The sequence below is a fragment of the Alkalicoccus urumqiensis genome (assembly GCF_002993335.1).
Classification (GTDB): Bacteria; Bacillota; Bacilli; order Bacillales; family Salisediminibacteriaceae; genus Alkalicoccus; species Alkalicoccus urumqiensis.
In genome coordinates, this window is the sequence record NZ_PVNS01000007.1 from 1 (window position 1) to 20864 (window position 20864).

A 20864-nucleotide genomic window follows, 5' to 3' on the forward strand; every position below is an offset into this window, starting at 1 on the left:
AACTGACAACGCAGCTTTCGCTGCATCAGACGGAATCTGGCTTAGATTCCAAATTGAAATTGAACAGAGAATGTGTCATTCTCTTTCCTTCACTTTTGTCTTTTGTTTAGTTTTCAAAGGGCTTTTCGTTTCCGCCGCTCGTTTTGGCGACTTTTATAGAGTACCACAGCGCTATGTTGAAGTCAATAAGTTTTTTATTGAAATCACTGCGCTTTTGTTACCCGGCCGCTGTGTTGTCAGCGACAAGTAATAATATATCAGGATAATAAATAACATGCAATAACTTTTCGTGATTTTTTTAAAAAAGTTGCTGCTGCATAGCATCTATTTATCCAGGAACCTCATATTATCAGAATCGATTTCTTCAGGCAATGTGTAAATCAAAAAAATCTTTGTTTCACTTTCTGTTTGTGTTAACTTATTAGTTGTAAGGTTTACACATAAAGGAGGGAATGAATATGAACTCTATTCGAAAAACTATACTGGCTGCTCTTTTTATTGCCTTAATGGCGATCGGAGCAAATGCAGCGGCGGTGATTACGATCGGAACGGTTCCGCTGACGTTTCAAACAGTGGTAGCTGTTCTCGCCGGAATGCTGCTCGGCTGGAAAACAGGCGCTGCTTCAATGATCGGTTACATACTGCTCGGCTTCACCGGCGCCCCTGTGTTCTCACAGTTTCACAACGGCTTCAGCGCACTTGCTTCCCCCACGTTTGGTTTTATTTTATCTTTCGTAGGTATTGCGCTCGTCTCAGGCCTTCTCGTCGAGTACCTTCCACAAAAGAAAATACGCTTTTATCTTGCCGGGGCCGCAGGATTAATTGTTAACTACACAATAGGCATCGTCTATCTTTATTATTATAATGCTGCCGTGCTTTCATTTGACGTCGCTGTTTTCTACGGTATCGCCGCTTCGATGTCTGCTTTCTTTATCAAGGATGCTGTTCTCGTTTTTTTCGCAGCTTCTATGGCAGCGTATTTAATTCAATCAAAAGCAGTTACACCTGTTTATCAAAACAAGGCGGGTTAGTGTAACCACACTTACCTGAATAATGAAGAAGGGCCCGGAGCATTATGCCCCGGGCCCTTCTTATGCGGAAAAGAAAAATTACTCTGCGTCTTCCTCATTACCTGCATCTTCTTCCATATTCTCTTCGCCGCCGTTTTCTTCTGCATCGCCTTCCGGCTCTGTAGACTCTCCGGACATATCTTCAATGTCCTGTTCCAGCTGATCCAGAATCTCACCGGCCATGTCTCCACCATTTTCACGGTAGAAGTCACGGACTGGCATTGCGAGCTCACGGAACGCATCCCGCTCTTCTTCCGTCAGTTCATAAATTTCCGTTGGATTCTCTGAGTCATCCTCAATGTCGGACAGGAAGTCATTGTTCTGCTCTTCCTGAATGTCAAAGCCGCGGTCACGCATTTCTTCCACTGCTTCATCAATGATGGAGCGTTCCGCATCTCCAAGTCCCTCATAGAACTCTGGATTGACGGTAGTCATCGTCACATACATGTTGTGGTTGGAAATTGTCATGTAGTCCTGTACTTCGTTAAAGTTCGCATCGGCGATAAAGAAAATCGGATTCTCCTGGCCATCTACCTGACCCTGCTGAAGACCTGTATACAGCTCGCCCCAGCTCATAGCTGTAGGATTGGCGCCATATGCCTCATACGATTCAAGAATCAGCGGAGATTCCTGTGTACGCATCTGGAAGCCTTCAAAATCTTCCGGTGACGTCAGCTGTACATCATTGCTCGTCCACTGCATCGCACCCTCTGTCCAGAAAGAGAGCGGCATAATACCCTGCTCTTCGTAACGGGACGCAAGCATGTCATTGATCGCTTCAGATTCATTTAGAATATCCTGGTTTGTGCGCTGGTCATCCCCGAACAGGAACTGCAGTGCAAAAATATTACCTTCCGGAACGAGTGTACCCGTAAACCCTGGAGAGATGATCGCGAACTCAACCGTTCCGTCTGTCAGCTGCTCTACCTGGTCCACTTCACTTCCGAGTGCACCGAATTCGTACACATCAATTGTCAGCGCACCATCCGATTTTTCACTGACAAGATCAGCAAACTCCTGTGCGTAGACGTACTGCACCTGACCCTGTGTTTCTTCAACAACAAATCGCCATTCCTGAGGATCTACGTCAGCTGCTTCACCATCGCCGCCTTCGTTTCCTCCATTATTCTCTACAGCATCGTTGCCGCCGGCATTCCCGCCGTCTGTATTTTCATTTCCGCCTTCTTCATTTCCGCCGCCGCATGCAGCAAGGACAAAACTGAGTGAAATAGCACCTGTAAGTAGTCCAGTCTTTTTAAACATTCGATTACATACCCCCAAATAAAATTAAATTAAAATATATTTTAAAGACACCATCTCTCTCCCATTTTAGAGCAGGAAGAGAGAGATCTCCTCAAAAACAACAACTAAAACAGCTACGATAACCAGCATAATAATATACGGCGGCGTACCGCGTATAACATCCAGATACGATTTATTAAATACCGCACTGGCGGTGAATATATCCACCCCGAACGGCGGTGTTGCCGAACCGAGAGCTGCCTGGAAAACAATTACGACACCAAGATGTACTGGATCGATACCAGCAGCATCGGCAATTGGAGCAAAAATCGGCGTCAATATTAAAATGACGACAATTGGATCGACGAACATACATCCGACAAAAAAGAAAATCGATACAATGATAAGTATATACAGGGCCGTCGGCTCTGCTGGTATGACTGCATCCGTCAGCTGCCGCGGGATCCTCGCGAAAGAGATAACCCAGGAAAACGCCTGTCCGGATGCCACGAGGATAAACACTGCGGAAGTTACGATCCCTGAAGACAGTGCAATATTCGGAATTTCTTTCCACTTAATCGTCCGGAAAATAAGTACTTCAAGAATAAGTGCATAAAACACGGACATACCGGCCGCTTCTGTCGGTGTGAACTGTCCGGTATAAATACCTCCGATAATAATGACCGGAAAGCCTAAAGGCAGCAGCGCACGGTACGTTGCTTTCCCGCGCTCCCCCCAGTTCATTTTCGGAGCCATCGGAATGTCATAGATCTTTGCATGGATGAACGCGTATAGGGCGAAAAAGGCAAAAATCAGAACACCCGGCCCAATCCCGGCGATAAACAGATCCCCGACAGAGGCGCTCGGGTTGGCGAGGGAATAAATGATCATCCCGATACTCGGCGGAATCAACAGTGCAATGTCACTGGAGTTAATGATCAAAGCGATCGCACTGGAATCTTTATAGCCGACTTTCAGAAGACGTTCGCGCATCGGCGTACCGATAGCAACCACTGTTGCCTGCGTGGAGCCGGAAATCGAACCGAACATCGTACAGGCGGCCGCTGTCGTTATGGCATAGCCGCCACGAAGGTGTCCGACAAACGCACCGATGAAATCAAGCAGTTTTTTAGACGTGTGTCCGGATGTCATAATGTCCGCTGCAAAAATAAATAATGGTACAGCGATCAGCACATAGGAGGAGATCCCCTCCACCATCTGCTGAATCATAATGTTTACGTCAGGTCCTATGTCAAAAAACAAGAGTAGAATCAGCGGTCCTGCCATCAGCGGAATCATCATCGGAAACCCGAGCAGAAGCAGGAAGACCATAACCCCCATTAAAGTCCAAAGCATAATGTCGTCCTCTCTATTCGTATGGATTTGTTATTGCTCATCATAGTCTTTCTTTTCCTGAGCGAGATAAACTTCCCGGTTCGTAATATTCGTGTACATATTCCGGAGAAACTGAAGTCCGCCGAGAAAGAGTCCCACCGGTAGAGCAAGCACCATAAGCCAGAACGGAAATTGAATCGCGGCGGTTGTCCGTCCGCTCGCATAAATACCCGCTGTATACTGAATAGCATAATATCCAAGGACGAATAAAATGATGGCTGTCACAAGCGGAATAATGGTGGCAAGAACATTTTTCACCGGCTTGGGTGAAAGGTCAAATAGAGCACTCATGCTGATGTGTCTGCCTTTTCTCGCAGCATAGCTGATTCCCATAAACGTGGCCACGATAATACACAGGCGGCTGATTTCAGCTGCAAAAAACCAGCTGGAACCGAATATCATCCGGTTTAACACATTTCCGATCGTCATAAAAGCGATGATGATAACGGCCCATTTCAGGATAATTTTTTCGACCGTATGAAGCGCCGAATCGAGGATAGTAAGTATCTTTAAAAAGCCGCTTCCGATCGATTTCAGTGCATTCACTTCGCACTCAACCCCCTCTGGATTAATAAAATATGAAATTGTCGCAGGCGGCGGGAGAAATCCACCCGGCGGCCGGGCCGGCGTATAATATATGTAGAAAGCCGGCAGACTGCTATATTACAGCATAAAAGAATTACAGTAAATACTCAAAACCGCTCTGAGCAGATATTCCGTCATCATCCTGTAATATCTTCATTCTGCTTGCTGGAACAGCTTCCATCTCCCAATTTTCCAATCTTTATGCCCATGAAAGCCGTTGAAGATAATTTCCCTCTTCTTCATAGTTTTAAACATTCTGCGATTATTTTTCAATTTCATTTCTTTCTTCGAAACATTTCGGGCTTCAATTCATTCTATGATATACTTGGTGCACTTAACGGAACGATCAGAAAGGACGAATGCTGTGCATGGAACTATTTACGAATTTCCCTCTTCTCATCGCACTTTTCACCATTGCGTTCGCGCAGTTTATTAAAGTACCGCTCCAGTTTATCGCTACAAGGCGCATCGACTGGTCGCTTTTAACGAGCACCGGTGGTATGCCGAGCTCCCATTCCGGTGCTGTTACCGCTCTGGCAACGGCACTTGCCATCGAGCACGGACTGGATTCTCCGCTTTTTGCCGCTGCCGCTATTTTCGGTATTATTGTTATGTTTGATGCGACCGGCGTCAGGCGTCATGCCGGCGAGCAGGCAACCGTAGTCAACCAGCTGGTTACCGACTTCAACAAAGTCGTCAGTGAAATGAAGCACTGGCCGGAAAAGCAGGCAGAAGAGAAGCGGAACGAATTGAAAGAACTTCTTGGTCATCAGCCGATTGAAGTGTTTTTCGGCGGTCTTCTCGGCATCCTGCTCGCCATTGCAGGACATTTTATTCTATCCTGATGACTGTTTTAATAAAGAAAGAGGCTGGCCCAGAGCGGGTCCAGCCTCTTTCTTTATTAAAACATCTGATAGCCGCGGACGCGGAGCATCCGGATGGCGATACCTGACAATACAGCGCCTACCATACCGGCAAATAAAATGACTATATCCGCTGCGGCAAGGTTCACCAGGCTTTCCCACAAAGAACCAAAGGAAGCAGCCGGTGAGGAGATATAGCTGAAGAAACCGTTCGTACTTACCATAAACATAATGACAATTGGATAAAGAACCGCCATCGTCCACGTTGAGCGGAGAAGCATATTTAAAATAAATCCTATCCCGAAAAACAAGACGAAATAAAGCAGAATCGCAATGATGATCTGCGGAAGTGTCAGAGTTGTCAATCCGTCCGTCCCCTTTCATTCAGTCAGGAACAGTTTACTGAAATAAAAAGGACGCGTCAATCCCTCTGCACTTACTGCTCTCTGCCGCTTCCGCTGCAGGCAGGGCATGTTTCTGAGCCACCGAGCAGAAGCTGATGATACCCCTTTCCGCCGCAGTAGGAACAAGGTTTAGTCTGTGGTGAAGCTTTCATTTCGAGCTCTCCTTTTTAATCTGATTTTTCTGATAATAATACATAGTCAGGTTTTCTGCAACTGTTCCGCCCTGCCTGAATCGATTATGTAAGCGCAATCATCGTTTCTTTCATCGCTTTCCCTTCTTCTTTCTCCTCCGGACAGCCTTTTTTATTTATGCAGCAGAATGAACGCCCTGAAATTTTTTTCAAAATAAACCAGGCAACAACCGCCTGGTCTTAAAAGAAAGAGAGATAGATGAAATGGGTATCTGTTTCCTGCCTGGACCTTTGGCCGTACGCGTTCCGGAGGCAATTCGAAAAGCGGAAGCGCCCTGCTCACGAGCGACCAGTCCTGGAAGCCCTGCCGACGAAAGCCGCTCTTCGCTTTCTTCGGTAGGGGGGGGAGGAACCTCGAGCGAGTGGGCGCTGCAGCTGGACATACTTCATTTATAAGAAGCACGGCTCCGCACGGCCTCGCCTGAGGACAGAAGGTCCCTGCCCTCAGGCTCAAACCAAAGGCCGGCTCCGTCCGCGCTTTCAGCCGCTTGACGCGGCATGGATTTTCGCCTCGTTCGGATCCTCCCGGAGTCAACGGCCTCCGGTTTCGGCAGGTAGAAAAGAAACGTTTGATGAAAGCAGCCCCTTCTGCACAGGGCATACGGCCATCCAATCAGGCTCTAAGAGATTATTATTGCCCCATAGGCATCGGTCATGCTCCGGATTCTCTGTTTTTCATCCCTATTTACCTGCGCTTCGAAGCGTTCGGCAGGGACGCCGGTGGGGTCAAGCGCAGTCTGAAGATCCTTTCTCAGGGCGCAGGCCATGAGAAATAGCTGAAGACAAGCCCCACGGCAAGCTTCTGCCGAGAAGCGTAGAAGCTCCATCAACAGAAACAAACGGTTTATGTAACAGCGGTTTGAACTGGCGTATCTCTTGGCACACCTGCTTGGAAGAGGCTTCGAATTTTATGCTTTCCTATACTGTAAAAATACCTCCCGGTGATAATGATCCCGGGAGGTATTACAGAGCGCTTATTAAAACATTTTCAGCTTACCCTTCTTCAGTACGAGCGGCATGCCGCCGAGAAGGAAGAGATAGCGGTTGTCGATCATTTTCTTCACAGCAGAAGCAGAATTACCGTACAGCTTCCGGGATCCCACGACACCGATCGCTTCTTTGCCGCCCAGGGAAGCAACGGTCCCTTTAATGTCCGGCTTGAACTGCTCCAGCTCAGACTTTCCTTCCACCAGTGCCTTCAGATTGTTGGCACATGTATACGACTGCTGAATCGCAATCTGCGCTGTCGGCGGGTACGGACGGTCTGTTTCTTCGTTAATGATAAGTGCACAGTCACCAATAACAAAAATATCTTCGTGACCTGGCGCGCGGAGGTCTTTGTCTACTTTAATACGGCCGCGCATTGCATCGAATCCGGACTCTTCCACGACTGGATTTCCGCGCACTCCGGTCGTCCATACAATCGTGTTGGACTTAATGAAGGAATCATCATTAAGCAGCACGCCGTCTTCCCGCACTTCTTTAATCGGCGTATTGATCTTAAATTCAACGCCGCGGCTCTCCAGAATGTTCATCGCATATTCCACGAGCTCTTCATCAAAGCCGGGGAGTGCAGTCGGCGCAGCTTCCACCGAAAGCAGACGGACTTTGTCACGCGGAATGTCATACTCTTCACATAGTTCCGGTACACGCTCTGTCAGTTCTCCGACGAATTCGATGCCGGTAAAACCAGCGCCCGCAACAACAATATTGAGCATGCCTTCCGGTTTTTCCTCCTGCTTATTGTAGCTTGCAAACTGATATTCCATGTGTTCTTTGATCAGGCGGACAGAGTTTACACTGCGGATCGCAAACGCGTGCTCCTGCACACCCGGAATACCGAACGTTTCCGGAATGGAACCGAGGCCGAGGACGAGGTAATCATAGTCCAGAACCGCATTTTCCAGCTCTACTTTTTTCTGATCGCGGTCAATTTTTACGACCGTGTCTTTGATAAAGTTCACCTTTTTCGTATCGATGACGCTGTCGATTTTCATGCGTGTTTTGTCGTGATGCATCGTTCCTGCAGCCGGCTCGTGAAGCCAGGTCGTCTGGTAGTGATAGTTGTGCTTGTTGACGAGCGTCACTTCCGCATCTTTTACGACTGTGGATTTCTGCAGCCGGGAAGCAACCATCATACCGCCGTAACCGGCGCCGAGAATGACAATTTTCGGTTTATTCATTCCATTCACTCCAATTCATTTGTTATGAGTCTGCAAAGACCGGATCTTTGTGATTTATTTCACGTACACAAACAAAAAAACAGAAAATAAGGCCTGGATCTGTGTCGTTGCGCTCATTGTCACATCATCTACAATCATAGGAGAAAAAACCTTCTATTTCAAGGCGTTCTTGAACATTTCCTGAACTTTTTCTCTCCAATTATATATGGTTTATTATACTACCCTCTTTCACGCAGTACAAACCATATCCTTTCTTTCCCGGCGGAAAACGTCTATAATATGTGAATGGAACCAATTTTGATGGAGGTGCATCATCTGTGAGCCACGATCAGGAAGTGTATGATATTACGATTATCGGCGGCGGCCCGATCGGCCTGTTCACCGCCTTTTATGCAGGTCTTCGTCAGATGAAGACAAAAATTATCGAAGCGATGCCGCAGCTCGGCGGCCAGCTTTCCGCTTTATACCCGGAAAAATATATTTATGACGTAGCAGGCTACCCTAAAGTGCGCGCCCAGGAACTGGTGGACAATCTCACCGCCCAGGCGGAGCAGTTTAATCCGTCCGTAGTGCTCGATCAGTCCGTTCAGGATATTGAGAAAGACGCGGATGGTATTTTCACACTCCGCACGGACAAAGGGGAACACCGTACAAAAACGGTCGTTATCGCTGCCGGTGTCGGTGCATTTCAGCCGCGCCGTCTGCAGATTGAAGGAGCGGAGCAGTTCGAAGATACCAACCTTCATTACTTTGTGAACGACTTGAATCAGTTTGCCGGCGACCGTGTCGTCCTCGCAGGAGGCGGCGACTCCGCTGTGGACTGGACGCTTATGCTGGAGGATATTGCGGAGGAGGTCACCATCGTACACCGCCGCGATAAATTCCGTGCCCACGAACACAGCGTCAACCAGATGCACGAATCAGAAAAAATCAACATTATGACTCCTTATAACGTCGAGGAAATTCATTATGAAGATGACCGGATTACAGCAGTGACGCTTAAGCACAAGGATGGCGAGGAAACCGAGCGTGTGGATATTGATTCGCTCGTCGTCAACTACGGCTTTGTCTCCAACCTCGGACCGATCAAAACATGGGGTCTCGACATTCAAAAGAACTCGATCATCGTCAATTCGAATACAGAAACGAACATCGAAGGCATCTTTGCTGTCGGGGATATCGTCACGTATGAAGGAAAAGCGAAGCTGATCGCCACCGGTTTCGGCGAAGCGCCGACAGCGGTGAACAAAGCGAAAGTCATCGTGGACCCGAAAGCAAAAGCAACTGCCGGACACAGTACGAGTCTTTTTTAGGAACGACTCAAAAGCAAGCGGCGCCCCCACTCCGGGAGCGCCGCTTGTTTATTTATTATGAAGCATCTGCGGGTCTGTCACTCTTCCCGTATCTCTAATGCGACCGGACGGATAGCGCCCCACGGTGCCACATCGACCGTCACCTGCAGATCCTCTGCTGCTTCGAGTTCCGGACCGGTTCCCTGCTCTACATAAAACTGCTCCAGCTGAGGTGCAGTGACCCTCTGGTCAAACGTGTATCCTTCAATGGCGCCGAAGAACGGCTGGTCGTCCACGCTGTCGATGACTGCATACCCGTCCTCCGCCTCTTTCAGCGTAAAGTAGACGGTCGTGTTTTCCATGCCGGAAGGTGCCTCTAAATCCGGATACGAAAGCATGACATATTCACCTAAAAACGGATCGAACGGATCATACGGCTCAGCTCGCAGTGTCAGGGATTCTCCAAACCAGCTGACAGCAAAAAAGCCTGTAATGACCAGTGCTGTGAACAGTGTCTGGAGCGCAGGCATGACCCAGTTTTTCATGATTGTGCCGCCTCCTTCCGCTGATTAAACCACCAGGCAGATCCTGCCATGGCAAAGAGCAGAAAGGCACCGATGAGGAAGAACAACGCCATATCGAGCCTGCCCCAGGCAAAAACGACGTAAATGACGGCTTGAACAAGAATGAAATAAATGAACCCGGGGGCTGCTGGCAGCTCATGCTTTTGTGCATAAAACATATACCCGAGCGCGGCTGCCTCCGCTGTCACTGCAAGCAGCACCGCTGACTGGTCAAACATCATCAGTCCCGTGAGTCCGAGAACAGCTGTCCATACAGCCGGACGGAACTTCCACCAGCCCGCTGTCAGCACCGCAGTCCCGGCAGCGGCAAGCAGTCCTGCCTCAAGCCAGCCGAGCCCTTCAAGCACTCCCTCCGTTTCGCCGCGCACTGCCAGATAAACGAGCAGAGATACAGCGGAGACCGCCGGATACAGCGGAAGCAGCATGCGGCGCTGTTCCTTTGTCAGTACGAACAGCAGGAAAACGAGAAAGAAGAGTGTCCATACCGGCCAGAAAAGGCTTTCCACCGCAGGCGTGCTCCAAAGCTTCAATCCAGAGCCAAAGACGAGCAGCCAGCTGAAAACGAGGGACAGCCGCTTTCGGCTGAAGACAAGCCATGTAAGCGCAGCTGCTGTAAACACACCCCATTCCAGCCAGGAAACCGCAGGCACGGACGCAAGCAGTGTGACGACACCCATGATAAACGCTGCACCGGCATAGGCGGCATGGCGCCACAGGGCGTAATGCAGCAGAGCAGCGGTAAAAACGGCCCACGGGAGAATAGATCCGGACGAAGATAAATGAAACGCCTGTGCCGTGACGATCAGCGAAGCGCCGAACATAGCCAGACCAATCATTCGATAGAGGACAGGCCAGCCGGAAGACCGCTTTTCTGAAATCATACCCAGTCCATAAAACAGCCACATCAGGGATAATACGATACCGCTTTTTAAGAGCGGAGGCATCACCTGCCAGTTGGCAGCGATGAAACTAAACACAGCAAGTGTAAAAAAGACGAGACCAACCATCATTAAGAGCGGCATCCTGTCTTTTTTTCCATCAGGATGCTTTTGTTTCTCGTACTCCATGATCAAGGCAGCCGTTTCCTGACTGAGCAGCTCTTCCTGCTCCCATTCGCGCAGCTTGCGTCCCACGTCCACTGCTGGTCACCTCCCTGTCTGATACTTCCATTATAATCCTGAATCAGGCAATTAACCACTGTTTCCGCTGCGTCCTTCCATCATTTTTTCACCGCAGGAAGAAGCTTGAAAATCTGCCGCACCGCCGGAAAATAGAAAAAGCGGCCTTCCTATTTCGGAAGAGCCGCTTTCTCAGCATTTATCATTAACAATTCTCAGGTGCACCGGCGTTCGTTGCTGTACGGAATGAAGCGCCGCAGCCGCAGTTCGCGATCGCATTCGGATTATCGAGCGTGAACCCGCCGCCCATCATGTTCTGCTTAAAATCGATCGTTACACCGTCAAGCATCGGTTTGCTCTCGTTATCCACTACGAGATCGATGCCATTGACCGTTAAATGCGTGTCGTCCTCATGAACCGCTGAATCAAACCCCATACCATAGGAGAGACCGGTGCAGCCGCCGCCCTGCACGCCGACGCGCATGTAAACCGCCTCTTCATCTTCTTTCATCATCTGCTTTATCTGCTCTGCTGCTGTTTCGGTGATCGTAATCATGAAAACAGCCTCCTTTTTGTTCTATATAGTAAATTAAGTATAACAACCATCCCACCGCTCTTCAAATTTCCGGACCGTGAATATTTGGCAGCGGTACGACTTAGGTGGTAAGATAGGAATAGTTTCGTGCTGCGAAAAAGTAGAAAATAGCATAAAGGCAGGGATCATATACATGAGTACTATACAGGTGGACAGCCGACTGCAGGAAATTCAGGAAAAAGTACAGCGCGGGGAACGTCTGACGATCGAAGACGGACTTGCATTGTATGAAACGCCCGATCTTCTAACTGTCGCACAGATGGCCAACCAAGTAAATGAACAGAAAAATGGCTCCAACGTGTACTTTATTGAGAACTTATACATTAATCCGACAAACGTCTGCGAAGCGAGCTGTGCTTTCTGCGGATTTAAACGGAAGCCCGGCGAAGAGGGCGCGTACACAATGCATGAAGAAGAGCTGCTTGAGTATGTAGAAAAACGCTGGAATGACGGCATCCGCGAATTCCATATCGTCGGCGGCCACAACACCGATGTGCCGTTTGAATACTATTTGAATACAGTGCGCACGCTGAAAAAGCATTACCCGAATGTTACCATCAAGGCGTATACCGGTGCAGAAATTGAATTTTTCGCCCGCCACTCCAACCAGACGATGCGCGAAGTTTTAGAGCAGCTTAAAGAAGCCGGGCTCGACACACTGCCGGGCGGCGGAGCTGAGATTCTGACAGAAAACTACCGTGCGAAAATGAGTCCGGATAAGGCATCCACCGACCAGTGGCTTGAAGCACATGAAATCGCCCATGACCTCGGCATGAAAACGCACGCTACGATGCTCTACGGCTCCATCGAATCCAAAGAAGAGCGGCTGATCCACATGGACCGCCTCCGCCAGCTTCAGGATAAGACGAATGGATTCATGGTGTTTATCCCTCTAGCCATGCAGCCGCGGAAAGCAAGCGCAGGACTGAAGCGCCGTACTTCTGCATTTGATGATCTCCGTACGGTCGCCATCAGCCGGCTCATGCTCGATAATTTTGATCATATCAAAGCGTACTGGATCAATATCGGCGTCCAGCTGACGCAGATGTCTTTGACATATGGCAGCTCCGACATCCACGGAACATTGATTGAAGAGCGTATCTCCCACTCTGTCGGTGCCCTGACTTCCCAGAGCCTGACACGAAGTGAGCTCGTCCACATGATTAAAGGCGCCGGCAAAACACCGGTCGAACGGGATACGTTCTATAACGTCATTAAAACGTATTAACTTTCGGAGTTCGGAAGGCACCTTGCCTTCCCGAACCATTAAAAAGAGCACCTTTCCGGTACCAGACCGGAAAGGTGCTCTTTTTCGGTATTCACCGCAGTGGTTCATCCGCCCAGAAATAATCATCATCCGCATGAAGAACGACCATCACTTCATGACAGCAGGCGAAATGAATACGGGATTTGATTCCCTCTTTTGCTCGATCCAGTGTCGACTGCTTCATGTGGGTCAGCACACTGGTTTCTCCACAGTAGGGGCAGCTGTCGACATAAATTTCCCCCATCTGCTTCTCATATGGCCATGTATGCGTAAACGGGAGCGGCTTCACGGCGTTTCCTCCTTAAAACATGGGATTTTCTTCGAGGTGCTGGTACACATTGGCGACGAGTTCTTCATTTGTATCACCGGTCACCATATCGCCGTTCACCAGCGCATACCGGTTTCTCGCACACATCCCGCAGTAGCTTAGGCATCCGTACTCTATAACATCCAGATCTGGATCTTTTTCCAGTTCCTCCATTGCTTCCTGTGTCCCGCTTGCCAGGTTGCTGACACAGAATTCAATAATTGGTTTCATTCCTCTCACCTCAATCATCTATGCTAAGGCGCACCCCTCTTCTTTGTCAACAAGTTCACCTTCTTACATATTGCTATAGTGCAATATTTTAACCGCTTACAATTTTCATTGTAGTGATGGGCAAAAACTGGTATATTTAAACTGGTATTGGAGAAAAGCGTACGAGGAAAGGGGTTTTCCCATGCATCACGTAGTCATTCTCGGAGGCGGTTACGGCGGTCTCCGCGTGATCCAGCGGCTTCTCGCTGATAAAGATATTCGTTCTGATTTTAAAATAACATTGGTGGAACGCGAGGCCTACCATAGTTTAAAAACGGAGTTTTATGCTCTCGCAGCCGGCACCGTGGCAGACAGGCATCTGCGGATTTCCTTTCCAGAAGATGAAAAGCTTCAGCTTGTCTGTGATACGGTGACAGACATTGACCTGAATGAGAAGACGATCTCCCTTCAGGCTGGAAACAGCTTATCCTACGACCAGCTGGTCATAGGCCTCGGCTGTGAAGATAAGCACCACGGTGTGCCGGGCGCCCAGGAAAAAACACTGAGCATTCAATCCATGCGCCGGGCAAGAAAGACAAACCAGGTCATTCAGTCTATCGGAACCGGTGGCCGTGTCGCCATCGTCGGCGGCGGCCTGAGCGGTGTCGAGACGGCAAGCGAACTCCGCGAAAGCCGCCCGGATATGGACATCCGCCTCTATGACCGCGGGGAAACCATTCTTTCCATGTTCCCGGAAAAACTTCATAAATACGTGACCGAATGGTTTTTAGAAAACAACGTAACGATTATCAACCGCGCAAACATAACCGAGGTGGACTGGCATACGCTGTATAACCACGGGGAGCCGATTGAGCTGGATGCCATCATCTGGACGGCTGGTGTACAGCCAAATAAGCTCGTCCGGAAATTAACCGAAACGCATGGTTTCGAAACGGACCGGATGGGGCGCGTTGTAGTAAACCACTATCACCAGATCCCCGGCTTTGACGACGTGTTTATGGTCGGAGACTGCGCCGCTTCCGATCACGCACCGAGCGCACAGCTGGCCGAAGCGCAGGGAGATCAGATTGCTGTACTCCTCCGCCACCTATGGCACGAAGAACCATTCCCGGAAAAAATGCCGCGGATGAAACTGAAAGGGGTGCTCGGCTCCCTCGGTAAAAAACACGGCTTCGGCCTGATGGGCGAACGAAAGCTGACCGGCCGCGTGCCGCGTGTGTTAAAATCCGGCGTCCTCTGGATGTATAAGCATCACTCCGGATCCTGATCCTTCAGCTTTTGTAGTGGGATTCCAGCACAGAGCCGACCGCTTTTAAGCGGGGCTCTCCCTCGGCAATAACTTCCCCTCCAGCAACAAGAAGCGGATACATGTATTCATCTTCCAGAATTTTTTCCGAAAACATTTTTTCTTCTTCGGTTACGGGATGTTCAATGTCACAGTAGACGATATCCACCGGATAGTCCGGATACCGTCTGGAGAGCGCTGCTTCCAGCCATTCTTTCGTCTCCAGCGCGCTCGGCAGGTGAATACAGCTGGCGCATTTTTTCTCCGCGCCGTAAATCGTCATTTTCATAAGAGCGTCCCTCCTTCTGCTTCTATATTAGCATATTTGAATTCTTAAGCCTCAAGCATGGATTTTTTCTCCTTCATTCACTATAATGGGGGATAAGAACGAAAGGAGAGTGTGTCCAATGACAACAGAAACAATGGAATCACAAGTTCAGGAAGTTTTGGATAAACTGCGTCCGTTTCTGCTGCGTGACGGCGGCGACGTAGAGCTCGTGGATATTGAAGAGGGCGTTGTAAAAGTACGTCTGATGGGAGCATGCGGCTCCTGCCCAAGTTCCACAATCACACTGAAAGCAGGCATCGAGCGTGCGCTGCTGGAAGAAGTACCAGGCTTTACAGAACTCGAACAGGTATTTTAATAAATACGATAAAAAAGATGTCCTCTCCCATACTTGGGAAAGGACATCTTTTTTTGTATTAGATCTCCCATTCATCCAGCGAATCACATGTATGTGCCGGCTGCTTTTCTTTGTGCGGAAGCTCTCCGCTCGATGTTACGCCGCTGAACACGAGCAGGGTATCGATGTCTGCCCGTATCCCTGCCTGGATATCTGTGTCGTAATTGTCCCCCACCATCAGCACTTCCTTTTTCTGAAGCTGCAGCATGGCAAGCGCCTCCTCCATAATGACGGATTCCGGCTTCCCAATATACGTCGGTGTTTTCCCCGAAGCTGTTTCCACGACGGATACGAGTGCCCCATTTCCAGGCACCATTCCTTCTTCCACCGGGATTGCTTTGTCGGCATTGGTTGCCAGAAACGGGACCCCTCTTCTTACGTGCAGCGAAGCCTGTGCCAGTTTTTCATAGGAAATAGAGCGGTCGATTCCCATAAGAACGACATCTGAATGGCCGCGCGTTGTCGTATGCCCTTCTTCTTTTAAAGCTGAGTGAAGGCCGTGCTCGCCGATGGTATAAACTCGGCTTTCGCCAAAATGACGGGTGATATAGCGGGCCGCGGCCAGACTGGACGTCATTACCTGCTCTTTTCGGGCGGGTATATCCAACAGCCGGAGCTTCTCCGCTGCTTCCTCAGGAGTTTTGGAAGAATTGTTTGTAACAAAAACATGAGGAATGCCTGCTTCATTCAAACGGTGGACCAGTCTACGCCCTGCTTCAATGACTTCATTTCCCCGGTACATCGTGCCGTCCAGGTCCAGCAGGTATCCTTTGTATGTTCTCATTCGTCATCCTCCGGCAGAAATGCGGAAACCGGCCCCAGTTCATTCTGCAGGTACCGCCTTATTTCACGTGGAAATTCGTGCAGTGTATGAATTTCTTTGTCGTATGCAGAAAGCATCTCTTTATGGATGATATCAGTATATTCCTGAAGCAGTTTTTTTCTCCACGGGAGAAGCCGCTCGAGTGAATTTCCCTGCGAAGCGGAGAGCACTTTTTCATCTACAAGGATCGCGCATATGTCTTCAAAGCTGCCGGGGTCTCTCATGATGAAGCCGTCAATCATCTGATTGCCGACATCCATGCAAGCTTCCACGACCATATGGCAGGCGCGCTCTACTGCAAGAGGCTCCCCCGGCTCTTCCCGGCCGATTTCTGCAGCCAGTTCTTCGATGTACACAAGTCGTTTTTCAATCAGCTGCCTATCTACAAAATACATCTGCTCACCTCATTCATTTAGTGTGTCACATTGGAAGCGTATACGCGAAATAATCAAACATAAATTGTCGAATTTCGTTCCAATTGTGTGTATAGTTTGGTACGATAAGAAAGGATTTTTTACATACACCCTTATTATACATGGGTCGACAGCGAATTTGGAGGGAATCGAATGGATCGGGAATTAGCGATGGAAGTAGTACGCGTGACAGAAGCAGCGGCACTTGCCTCCGCACAATGGATGGGCCGCGGATTGAAAAATGAAGCAGATGATGCAGCTACCACTGCTATGCGGACGATGTTCGACTCCGTCAGTATGGACGGGACCGTGGTTATCGGTGAAGGGGAACTCGATGAAGCTCCGATGCTTTACATAGGAGAAAAATTAGGAGCAGGCGGCCCGGAAGTCGACATCGCCGTCGATCCGCTGGAAGGCACTAATATTGTGGCAAAAGGGCACCCGAATGCCATGACCGTGCTTGCCATCGCCGAACGCGGCGCGCTGCTTCACGCACCGGATATGTACATGCAGAAACTGGTAGTCGGACCCGAATCAGCGGGGCTTGTCCGGCTGGATGACCCGATTGAAAAAACGATCGATATTATTGCAAAGATGAAAGATAAGCGCGTACGGGATGTAACGGTCATCATGCAGGAACGGGACAGACATAAAGACCTTATCCGCCGCGTCCAGGAAAAAGGAGCCCGTGTGAAATTGTTCGGAGACGGAGACGTCGGGGCATCGATTGCTACAGCCATGCCGAAAACAGGGATGGATCTGTTTGTCGGCACCGGCGGCGCACCGGAGGGCGTTATCTCTGCTGCAGCGATTAAAGCGCTCGGTGGAGACATGCAGGCCCGCCTGCTCCCTGCCGATGAAGCGGAAGCCGAACGGTGCCGCAGTATGGGACTGGAAAATCCGGAGATGCTGCTGCAGTTATCCGATCTCGTTAAAAGCGATGATGCTATTTTTGCTGCGACCGGCGTGTCCTCCGGAGAGCTCCTGGAGGGCGTCCGCTTTCTCGGGAGCGGTCTCGTCGAAACCGATACGATCGTGATGCGTGCGAGCACCGGTACAGTGCGGTTCGTCAAAGCCCATCATCAGCTGAGCCGGAAGCCGCACCTCATGGCAGCTGAATAATTTTCCGCTCATAGAAAAGGCGGCCGGAGAGCATCCGGCCGCTTCTTTTTGATTCATCTATCAGGAGCCTGCAGGCGTTTCCTGTTTTTCTTCTGCCTCTTCGGGAGGTTTTTCTACCGGCTGCTTTACTTTACGGACAACAAAATACGCACAGCCGAAGTTGCAGTATTCGTACAAATACTCCGGAAGAAAGCTGATTCTTGAATCAAGCGCTGCTTTTTTGTGATCATCTTCAAACAGCCCTTTTAACCGGAGTTGTTCATAGCCCCAGTCTCCTACAATATAATCGTACCGGTTCAGCACTTCGCTGAATCGTTCTTTAAACGCCTCTTCCGACCATCCGCCGCGGACGTCTTCGACGACTTCATACGTATTCCCCTGTACACGGATCATCCGCTCACGACCTTTCTTTCCGCTTTGATTCACACTTGTGCATCAGACAGCGGCTCTTCCCTGATTATAACAGAAAGGGCGCTTTCCCGGAAAGAAGTATATCCAGATGTATTCCGCTCTAAAGATAGAGAAAGACGGCAGCTTTGAGAGGCTGCCGTCTTTTTATTATGCTTTGGATGCTGCGTTTACCTGTTCGTCTGCATGGTAGGAGGAACGTACGAGCGGACCTGCCTCACAGTGTTTAAATCCTTTGGAAAGTGCGATCTCTTTCAGTTCCTGGAATTCTTCCGGTGTCCAGTATTTTTTAATCTTCAGATGCTTTTTCGTCGGCTGCAGGTACTGACCAATTGTCATGATGTCGACATCTACAGAGCGGAGGTCGTCCATCACCTGAAGAATTTCTTCTTTCGTTTCTCCAAGACCGATCATCAGGCTGGATTTCGTTGGAATCGTCGGATCGATTTCCTTCGACTTCGCCAGTACGCCGAGTGTACGGTCATATGTAGCTCTGGCCCGTACTCTTGGCGTCAGGCTCCGCACGGTTTCAATGTTGTGATTGAAAATATCTGGTCTTGCATCAAGCAGTGTCTGCACATTTTCTTCTTTTCCGCCCATATCCGATGGGAGCACTTCAATGCTCGTGCCCGGATTAAACTCACGTACTTTACGGACCGTCTCCGCGAAAACGTTGGCTCCGCCGTCCCGGAGGTCATCCCGTGCGACTGCTGTAATAACAACATGCTTCAGTCCCATAACCTGTACAGATTCCGCTACGCGTTCCGGCTCCTGCCAGTCCAGCTCATTCGGCAGTCCCGTTTTAACCGCACAGAAGCGGCACGCGCGGGTACAGACGTCACCTAAAATCATAAATGTGGCTGTCTTGCGCTCCGCCCAGCACTCATGAATATTCGGACAGCGGGCTTCTTCACATACTGTGTGAAGCCTTTTCTCCCGCATCAGTTTCTTCAACCCTTTATACGAATCATTCGTGTTCAGCTTAATCTTCAGCCATTCCGGCTTCCGGAGATATTCCTCCTGCTTCGCCACGAAAGACCACACCCTTTCGTTATATATCTATGCAACTCCTACTTTACCACAGGACGCGGAAAGCCTCAAAGAACGCGGACTAAACTAAGTTTTCTGAATACATGCTTTTATGGTTCTCCCGGACATGCAAAAGACAGCCGGAACGAATCCGGCTGCCATTACAGGAAATGGCTGCTTAGGTGAAAAACAGCCCTATGATGTTTTGAATAAGAATCCAGAGAATACCTATCGGGGCCACAATCCGCAGCATCCAGATCCACAGTGTACCTACAACAGAATCGGTAAGACCAGTTTCCCGGAGTGCGTCAATTTTGTTCCAGCCCCAGCCGACAAAGAGCGCAATGATAAATCCGCCGAGAGGCAGTGTAATCCGGTCTGTGATGACGTCCATGAAATCAAGGAAGCTGAACCCGCCGATCGTGAAGGTAAACGGTCCTCCCTGACTGAGCGCGGACGGAATACCGAGAAGTGTCACGGCAATACCTGCTGCGAGCGTCGCTTTATGACGTGTCCAGTTCATCTGGCGCATCACGTAGGAAACGCTGACCTCGAGAAGCGATACGGCAGAAGACAGTGCTGCTACAGCAACCAGGAAAAAGAAGAAAATCGCAAACAGTGTGCCGGCGCCGCCCATCTGGTTAAACACTTCCGGAAGCACGATGAAAATAAGTGCCGGTCCGGCATCCGGTTCAATGCTGCTGAAAGTGAAGACCGCCGGGAAAATGACGATACCGGCAATAATCGCAAAGAGCGTATCCATGGTCACAACGCTTCCCGCGGCACTCGGAAGACGCGCTTCTTTCGATAGATAGCTGGCATACGTAATCATGGCACCCATACCGAGTGACAGGGTGAAAAAGGCCTGACCGACGGCAGAGGCATAAACCTCCGGATTCGTGAAGGCATTCCAGTCAGGAGAAAAAAGGAATGCGAGGCCTTCGCCCGCTCCGTCGAGTGTCAGACTGAAACCTGCCAGCATAATCAGAATGACTGCCAGAAGCGGCATGAAAATCTTGTTCGAAAACTCGATGCCTTTCTTCACACCGAAGAACACAATTAAAATGACGATCGCCATAAACAGAACCTGCCAGAAGACCGGTCCTATGGATCCGCCGATAAAACCCGTGAAGAAATCAGCAAATCCACCTTCTTCGACTCCAGAGGCCTGTCCAGTGAGGAAGGCGGTCATGAAGTACATCACCCAGCCGGCGATGACACCATAGAAGGAAAGAATGATGAAGGATGTCAGGACACCGAGCACACCGGCGATCACCCATGGTGTGCCGGGAGCCGTTTTGTTAAATGCCCCGACCACGTCCGACTGCCCGCGCCGGCCGATCGAGAATTCTGCCAGGAGTACCGGCAGACCAATGAGAAAAATACATAAGATATAGATCAGTAAAAAGGCTGCGCCGCCGCTTTCTCCGGCCACGTAGGAAAAACGCCAGATGTTTCCCAGACCGACAGCGGAACCGACCGCAGCTAAAATGAACCCGAGCTTTGAACCGAATTGTTCCCGAGCTAGTGCCATAGTTATGTAACCCCCTTTAATAGTATCGTACAGAGTAAAATTGCTTCTTCCATAAGTAGGATGGCGGGCTGCGACGTCTCTCCTTCATTCTTCCCTAATTCTGGCTGAAATCAGACGTTGCTATTTTATTATAATGATTAAAAAAACGAATGTCAAAGACTTTTCTGAATATTATTTTTACACTGAATATTAAATCGCTTCGTCGGATAATTACTTGATAGTGCACGCGTGTATGGAAGC

The 20864-nt window shown here is 49.5% G+C and carries 25 protein-coding genes; 8 read left to right on the plus strand and 17 right to left on the minus strand.

Going from position 1 to position 20864, the window contains the following annotated elements:
- Both C6I21_RS16645 and C6I21_RS08240 read left to right on the plus strand, forming a co-directional pair.
- Nucleotides 1-250: hypothetical protein (locus tag C6I21_RS16645; protein WP_210200638.1), on the plus strand; the 250-nt coding region annotated here is incomplete at its 5' end.
- A 208-nt stretch (nt 251-458) separates the two neighbouring features.
- Nucleotides 459-1031, plus strand: coding sequence for a biotin transporter BioY (locus C6I21_RS08240; protein WP_181186183.1), 573 nt, complete (start codon nt 459-461; stop codon nt 1029-1031).
- A 78-nt stretch (nt 1032-1109) separates the two neighbouring features.
- Here C6I21_RS08240 and C6I21_RS08245 read toward each other — a convergent pair whose 3' ends face one another.
- The 3 genes from C6I21_RS08245 to C6I21_RS08255 form a co-directional block, all read right to left on the minus strand.
- Complete coding sequence (locus C6I21_RS08245; protein ID WP_105958987.1) at nt 1110-2333, minus strand: DctP family TRAP transporter solute-binding subunit; 1224 nt, start codon at nt 2331-2333, stop codon at nt 1110-1112.
- 66 nt (nt 2334-2399) lie between these two features.
- Entirely contained in the window at nt 2400-3668 is a 1269-nt protein-coding gene (locus C6I21_RS08250; RefSeq protein WP_105958988.1) for a TRAP transporter large permease, read from the minus strand.
- 30 nt (nt 3669-3698) lie between these two features.
- The gene (locus C6I21_RS08255) at nt 3699-4253 is read right to left on the minus strand and encodes a TRAP transporter small permease (protein WP_342587719.1); all 555 of its coding nucleotides are present in this window, start codon (nt 4251-4253) and stop codon (nt 3699-3701) included.
- A gap of 407 nt (nt 4254-4660) precedes the next feature.
- On the opposite strand from C6I21_RS08255, the gene C6I21_RS08260 reads away from it, so the two are divergent.
- The gene (locus tag C6I21_RS08260; protein ID WP_105958989.1) at nt 4661-5137 is read left to right on the plus strand and encodes a divergent PAP2 family protein; all 477 of its coding nucleotides are present in this window, start codon (nt 4661-4663) and stop codon (nt 5135-5137) included.
- A gap of 56 nt (nt 5138-5193) precedes the next feature.
- On the opposite strand, the gene C6I21_RS08265 is transcribed toward C6I21_RS08260, so the two are convergent.
- The 3 genes from C6I21_RS08265 to C6I21_RS08270 all read right to left on the minus strand — a co-directional run bounded on the left by C6I21_RS08265 (nt 5194) and on the right by C6I21_RS08270 (nt 7933).
- Nucleotides 5194-5520, minus strand: coding sequence for a YuiB family protein (locus tag C6I21_RS08265; RefSeq protein ID WP_245411577.1), 327 nt, complete (start codon nt 5518-5520; stop codon nt 5194-5196).
- Between the two features lie 71 nt (nt 5521-5591).
- Nucleotides 5592-5711 (minus strand): YuiA family protein, encoded by a 120-nt coding sequence (locus C6I21_RS16505; protein ID WP_181186184.1) that lies wholly within the window; start codon nt 5709-5711, stop codon nt 5592-5594.
- Between the two features lie 1016 nt (nt 5712-6727).
- Nucleotides 6728-7933, minus strand: coding sequence for an NAD(P)/FAD-dependent oxidoreductase (locus C6I21_RS08270; RefSeq protein ID WP_105958990.1), 1206 nt, complete (start codon nt 7931-7933; stop codon nt 6728-6730).
- A gap of 317 nt (nt 7934-8250) precedes the next feature.
- On the opposite strand from C6I21_RS08270, the gene C6I21_RS08275 reads away from it, so the two are divergent.
- The gene (locus C6I21_RS08275) at nt 8251-9246 is read left to right on the plus strand and encodes an NAD(P)/FAD-dependent oxidoreductase (RefSeq protein WP_105958991.1); all 996 of its coding nucleotides are present in this window, start codon (nt 8251-8253) and stop codon (nt 9244-9246) included.
- Between the two features lie 77 nt (nt 9247-9323).
- On the opposite strand, the gene C6I21_RS08280 is transcribed toward C6I21_RS08275, so the two are convergent.
- From C6I21_RS08280 to C6I21_RS08290, 3 genes are all read right to left on the minus strand, one after another.
- Nucleotides 9324-9770, minus strand: coding sequence for a GDYXXLXY domain-containing protein (locus C6I21_RS08280; protein WP_105958992.1), 447 nt, complete (start codon nt 9768-9770; stop codon nt 9324-9326).
- Nucleotides 9767-10948 (minus strand): DUF2157 domain-containing protein, encoded by a 1182-nt coding sequence (locus C6I21_RS08285; protein WP_105958993.1) that lies wholly within the window; start codon nt 10946-10948, stop codon nt 9767-9769. The genes C6I21_RS08280 and C6I21_RS08285 overlap by 4 nt, the downstream gene beginning before the upstream one ends.
- Before the next feature lie 184 nt (nt 10949-11132).
- Nucleotides 11133-11483: a HesB/IscA family protein gene (locus tag C6I21_RS08290; RefSeq protein WP_105958994.1), complete on the minus strand. Its 351-nt coding sequence runs from the start codon at nt 11481-11483 to the stop codon at nt 11133-11135.
- Nucleotides 11484-11655: 172 nt separating this feature from the next.
- On the opposite strand from C6I21_RS08290, the gene mqnE reads away from it, so the two are divergent.
- On the plus strand, nt 11656-12750 hold the full coding sequence (gene mqnE / locus C6I21_RS08295; RefSeq protein ID WP_105958995.1) for an aminofutalosine synthase MqnE: 1095 nt from the start codon (nt 11656-11658) through the stop codon (nt 12748-12750).
- 91 nt (nt 12751-12841) lie between these two features.
- Here mqnE and C6I21_RS08300 read toward each other — a convergent pair whose 3' ends face one another.
- Nucleotides 12842-13078 carry a hypothetical protein gene (locus C6I21_RS08300; RefSeq protein WP_105958996.1) on the minus strand — a complete coding sequence of 79 codons (237 nt, stop codon included), beginning with the start codon at nt 13076-13078 and terminating at the stop codon, nt 12842-12844.
- Nucleotides 13079-13090: 12 nt separating this feature from the next.
- Complete coding sequence (locus C6I21_RS08305) at nt 13091-13327, minus strand: YuzB family protein (protein WP_105959161.1); 237 nt, start codon at nt 13325-13327, stop codon at nt 13091-13093.
- Between the two features lie 181 nt (nt 13328-13508).
- Here C6I21_RS08305 and C6I21_RS08310 point away from each other — a divergent pair, with 181 nt between their 5' ends.
- Complete coding sequence (locus C6I21_RS08310) at nt 13509-14594, plus strand: NAD(P)/FAD-dependent oxidoreductase (protein ID WP_105958997.1); 1086 nt, start codon at nt 13509-13511, stop codon at nt 14592-14594.
- Nucleotides 14595-14598: 4 nt separating this feature from the next.
- Here C6I21_RS08310 and C6I21_RS08315 read toward each other — a convergent pair whose 3' ends face one another.
- Entirely contained in the window at nt 14599-14901 is a 303-nt protein-coding gene (locus tag C6I21_RS08315; RefSeq protein ID WP_105958998.1) for a DUF1462 family protein, read from the minus strand.
- Nucleotides 14902-15019: 118 nt separating this feature from the next.
- On the opposite strand from C6I21_RS08315, the gene C6I21_RS08320 reads away from it, so the two are divergent.
- Nucleotides 15020-15256 (plus strand): NifU family protein, encoded by a 237-nt coding sequence (locus C6I21_RS08320; protein WP_026697596.1) that lies wholly within the window; start codon nt 15020-15022, stop codon nt 15254-15256.
- Between the two features lie 58 nt (nt 15257-15314).
- On the opposite strand, the gene C6I21_RS08325 is transcribed toward C6I21_RS08320, so the two are convergent.
- Together C6I21_RS08325 and C6I21_RS08330 are read right to left on the minus strand one after the other, a co-directional pair.
- Nucleotides 15315-16079: a TIGR01457 family HAD-type hydrolase gene (locus tag C6I21_RS08325; RefSeq protein WP_105958999.1), complete on the minus strand. Its 765-nt coding sequence runs from the start codon at nt 16077-16079 to the stop codon at nt 15315-15317.
- The gene (locus C6I21_RS08330) at nt 16076-16513 is read right to left on the minus strand and encodes a DUF86 domain-containing protein (protein ID WP_105959000.1); all 438 of its coding nucleotides are present in this window, start codon (nt 16511-16513) and stop codon (nt 16076-16078) included. The genes C6I21_RS08325 and C6I21_RS08330 overlap by 4 nt, the downstream gene beginning before the upstream one ends.
- Before the next feature lie 171 nt (nt 16514-16684).
- Between C6I21_RS08330 and glpX the strand changes: the two genes are divergently transcribed.
- Nucleotides 16685-17653, plus strand: coding sequence for a class II fructose-bisphosphatase (gene glpX, locus C6I21_RS08335; RefSeq protein WP_105959001.1), 969 nt, complete (start codon nt 16685-16687; stop codon nt 17651-17653).
- A 60-nt stretch (nt 17654-17713) separates the two neighbouring features.
- Here glpX and C6I21_RS08340 read toward each other — a convergent pair whose 3' ends face one another.
- The 3 genes from C6I21_RS08340 to C6I21_RS08350 form a co-directional block, all read right to left on the minus strand.
- Nucleotides 17714-18079 carry a YutD family protein gene (locus tag C6I21_RS08340; RefSeq protein WP_342587720.1) on the minus strand — a complete coding sequence of 122 codons (366 nt, stop codon included), beginning with the start codon at nt 18077-18079 and terminating at the stop codon, nt 17714-17716.
- Nucleotides 18080-18211: 132 nt separating this feature from the next.
- Nucleotides 18212-19093, minus strand: a complete 882-nt coding sequence (lipA, locus tag C6I21_RS08345; protein ID WP_105959003.1) for a lipoyl synthase — start codon at nt 19091-19093, stop codon at nt 18212-18214.
- Between the two features lie 175 nt (nt 19094-19268).
- A complete protein-coding gene (locus C6I21_RS08350; protein ID WP_105959004.1) occupies nt 19269-20624 on the minus strand; it encodes a sodium-dependent transporter in 1356 nt (451 codons plus the stop codon).
- Between the last annotated feature and the right edge of the window lie 240 nt (nt 20625-20864).

Coding starts and splice junctions, on each gene's coding strand:
- C6I21_RS08350 (WP_105959004.1), bottom strand. CDS start 20,624: ATGGCACTAGCTCGGGAACAATTCGGTTCAAAGCTCGGGTTCATTTTA.
- C6I21_RS08330 (WP_105959000.1), bottom strand. CDS start 16,513: ATGTATTTTGTAGATAGGCAGCTGATTGAAAAACGACTTGTGTACATC.
- C6I21_RS16505 (WP_181186184.1), bottom strand. CDS start 5,711: ATGAAAGCTTCACCACAGACTAAACCTTGTTCCTACTGCGGCGGAAAG.
- C6I21_RS08240 (WP_181186183.1), top strand. CDS start 459: ATGAACTCTATTCGAAAAACTATACTGGCTGCTCTTTTTATTGCCTTA.
- mqnE (WP_105958995.1), top strand. CDS start 11,656: ATGAGTACTATACAGGTGGACAGCCGACTGCAGGAAATTCAGGAAAAA.
- C6I21_RS08260 (WP_105958989.1), top strand. CDS start 4,661: ATGGAACTATTTACGAATTTCCCTCTTCTCATCGCACTTTTCACCATT.
- C6I21_RS08280 (WP_105958992.1), bottom strand. CDS start 9,770: ATGAAAAACTGGGTCATGCCTGCGCTCCAGACACTGTTCACAGCACTG.
- C6I21_RS08250 (WP_105958988.1), bottom strand. CDS start 3,668: ATGCTTTGGACTTTAATGGGGGTTATGGTCTTCCTGCTTCTGCTCGGG.
- C6I21_RS08315 (WP_105958998.1), bottom strand. CDS start 14,901: ATGAAAATGACGATTTACGGCGCGGAGAAAAAATGCGCCAGCTGTATT.
- C6I21_RS08325 (WP_105958999.1), bottom strand. CDS start 16,079: ATGAGAACATACAAAGGATACCTGCTGGACCTGGACGGCACGATGTAC.
- C6I21_RS08310 (WP_105958997.1), top strand. CDS start 13,509: ATGCATCACGTAGTCATTCTCGGAGGCGGTTACGGCGGTCTCCGCGTG.
- C6I21_RS08245 (WP_105958987.1), bottom strand. CDS start 2,333: ATGTTTAAAAAGACTGGACTACTTACAGGTGCTATTTCACTCAGTTTT.
- C6I21_RS08270 (WP_105958990.1), bottom strand. CDS start 7,933: ATGAATAAACCGAAAATTGTCATTCTCGGCGCCGGTTACGGCGGTATG.
- C6I21_RS08290 (WP_105958994.1), bottom strand. CDS start 11,483: ATGATTACGATCACCGAAACAGCAGCAGAGCAGATAAAGCAGATGATG.
- glpX (WP_105959001.1), top strand. CDS start 16,685: ATGGATCGGGAATTAGCGATGGAAGTAGTACGCGTGACAGAAGCAGCG.
- C6I21_RS08320 (WP_026697596.1), top strand. CDS start 15,020: ATGACAACAGAAACAATGGAATCACAAGTTCAGGAAGTTTTGGATAAA.
- C6I21_RS08305 (WP_105959161.1), bottom strand. CDS start 13,327: ATGAAACCAATTATTGAATTCTGTGTCAGCAACCTGGCAAGCGGGACA.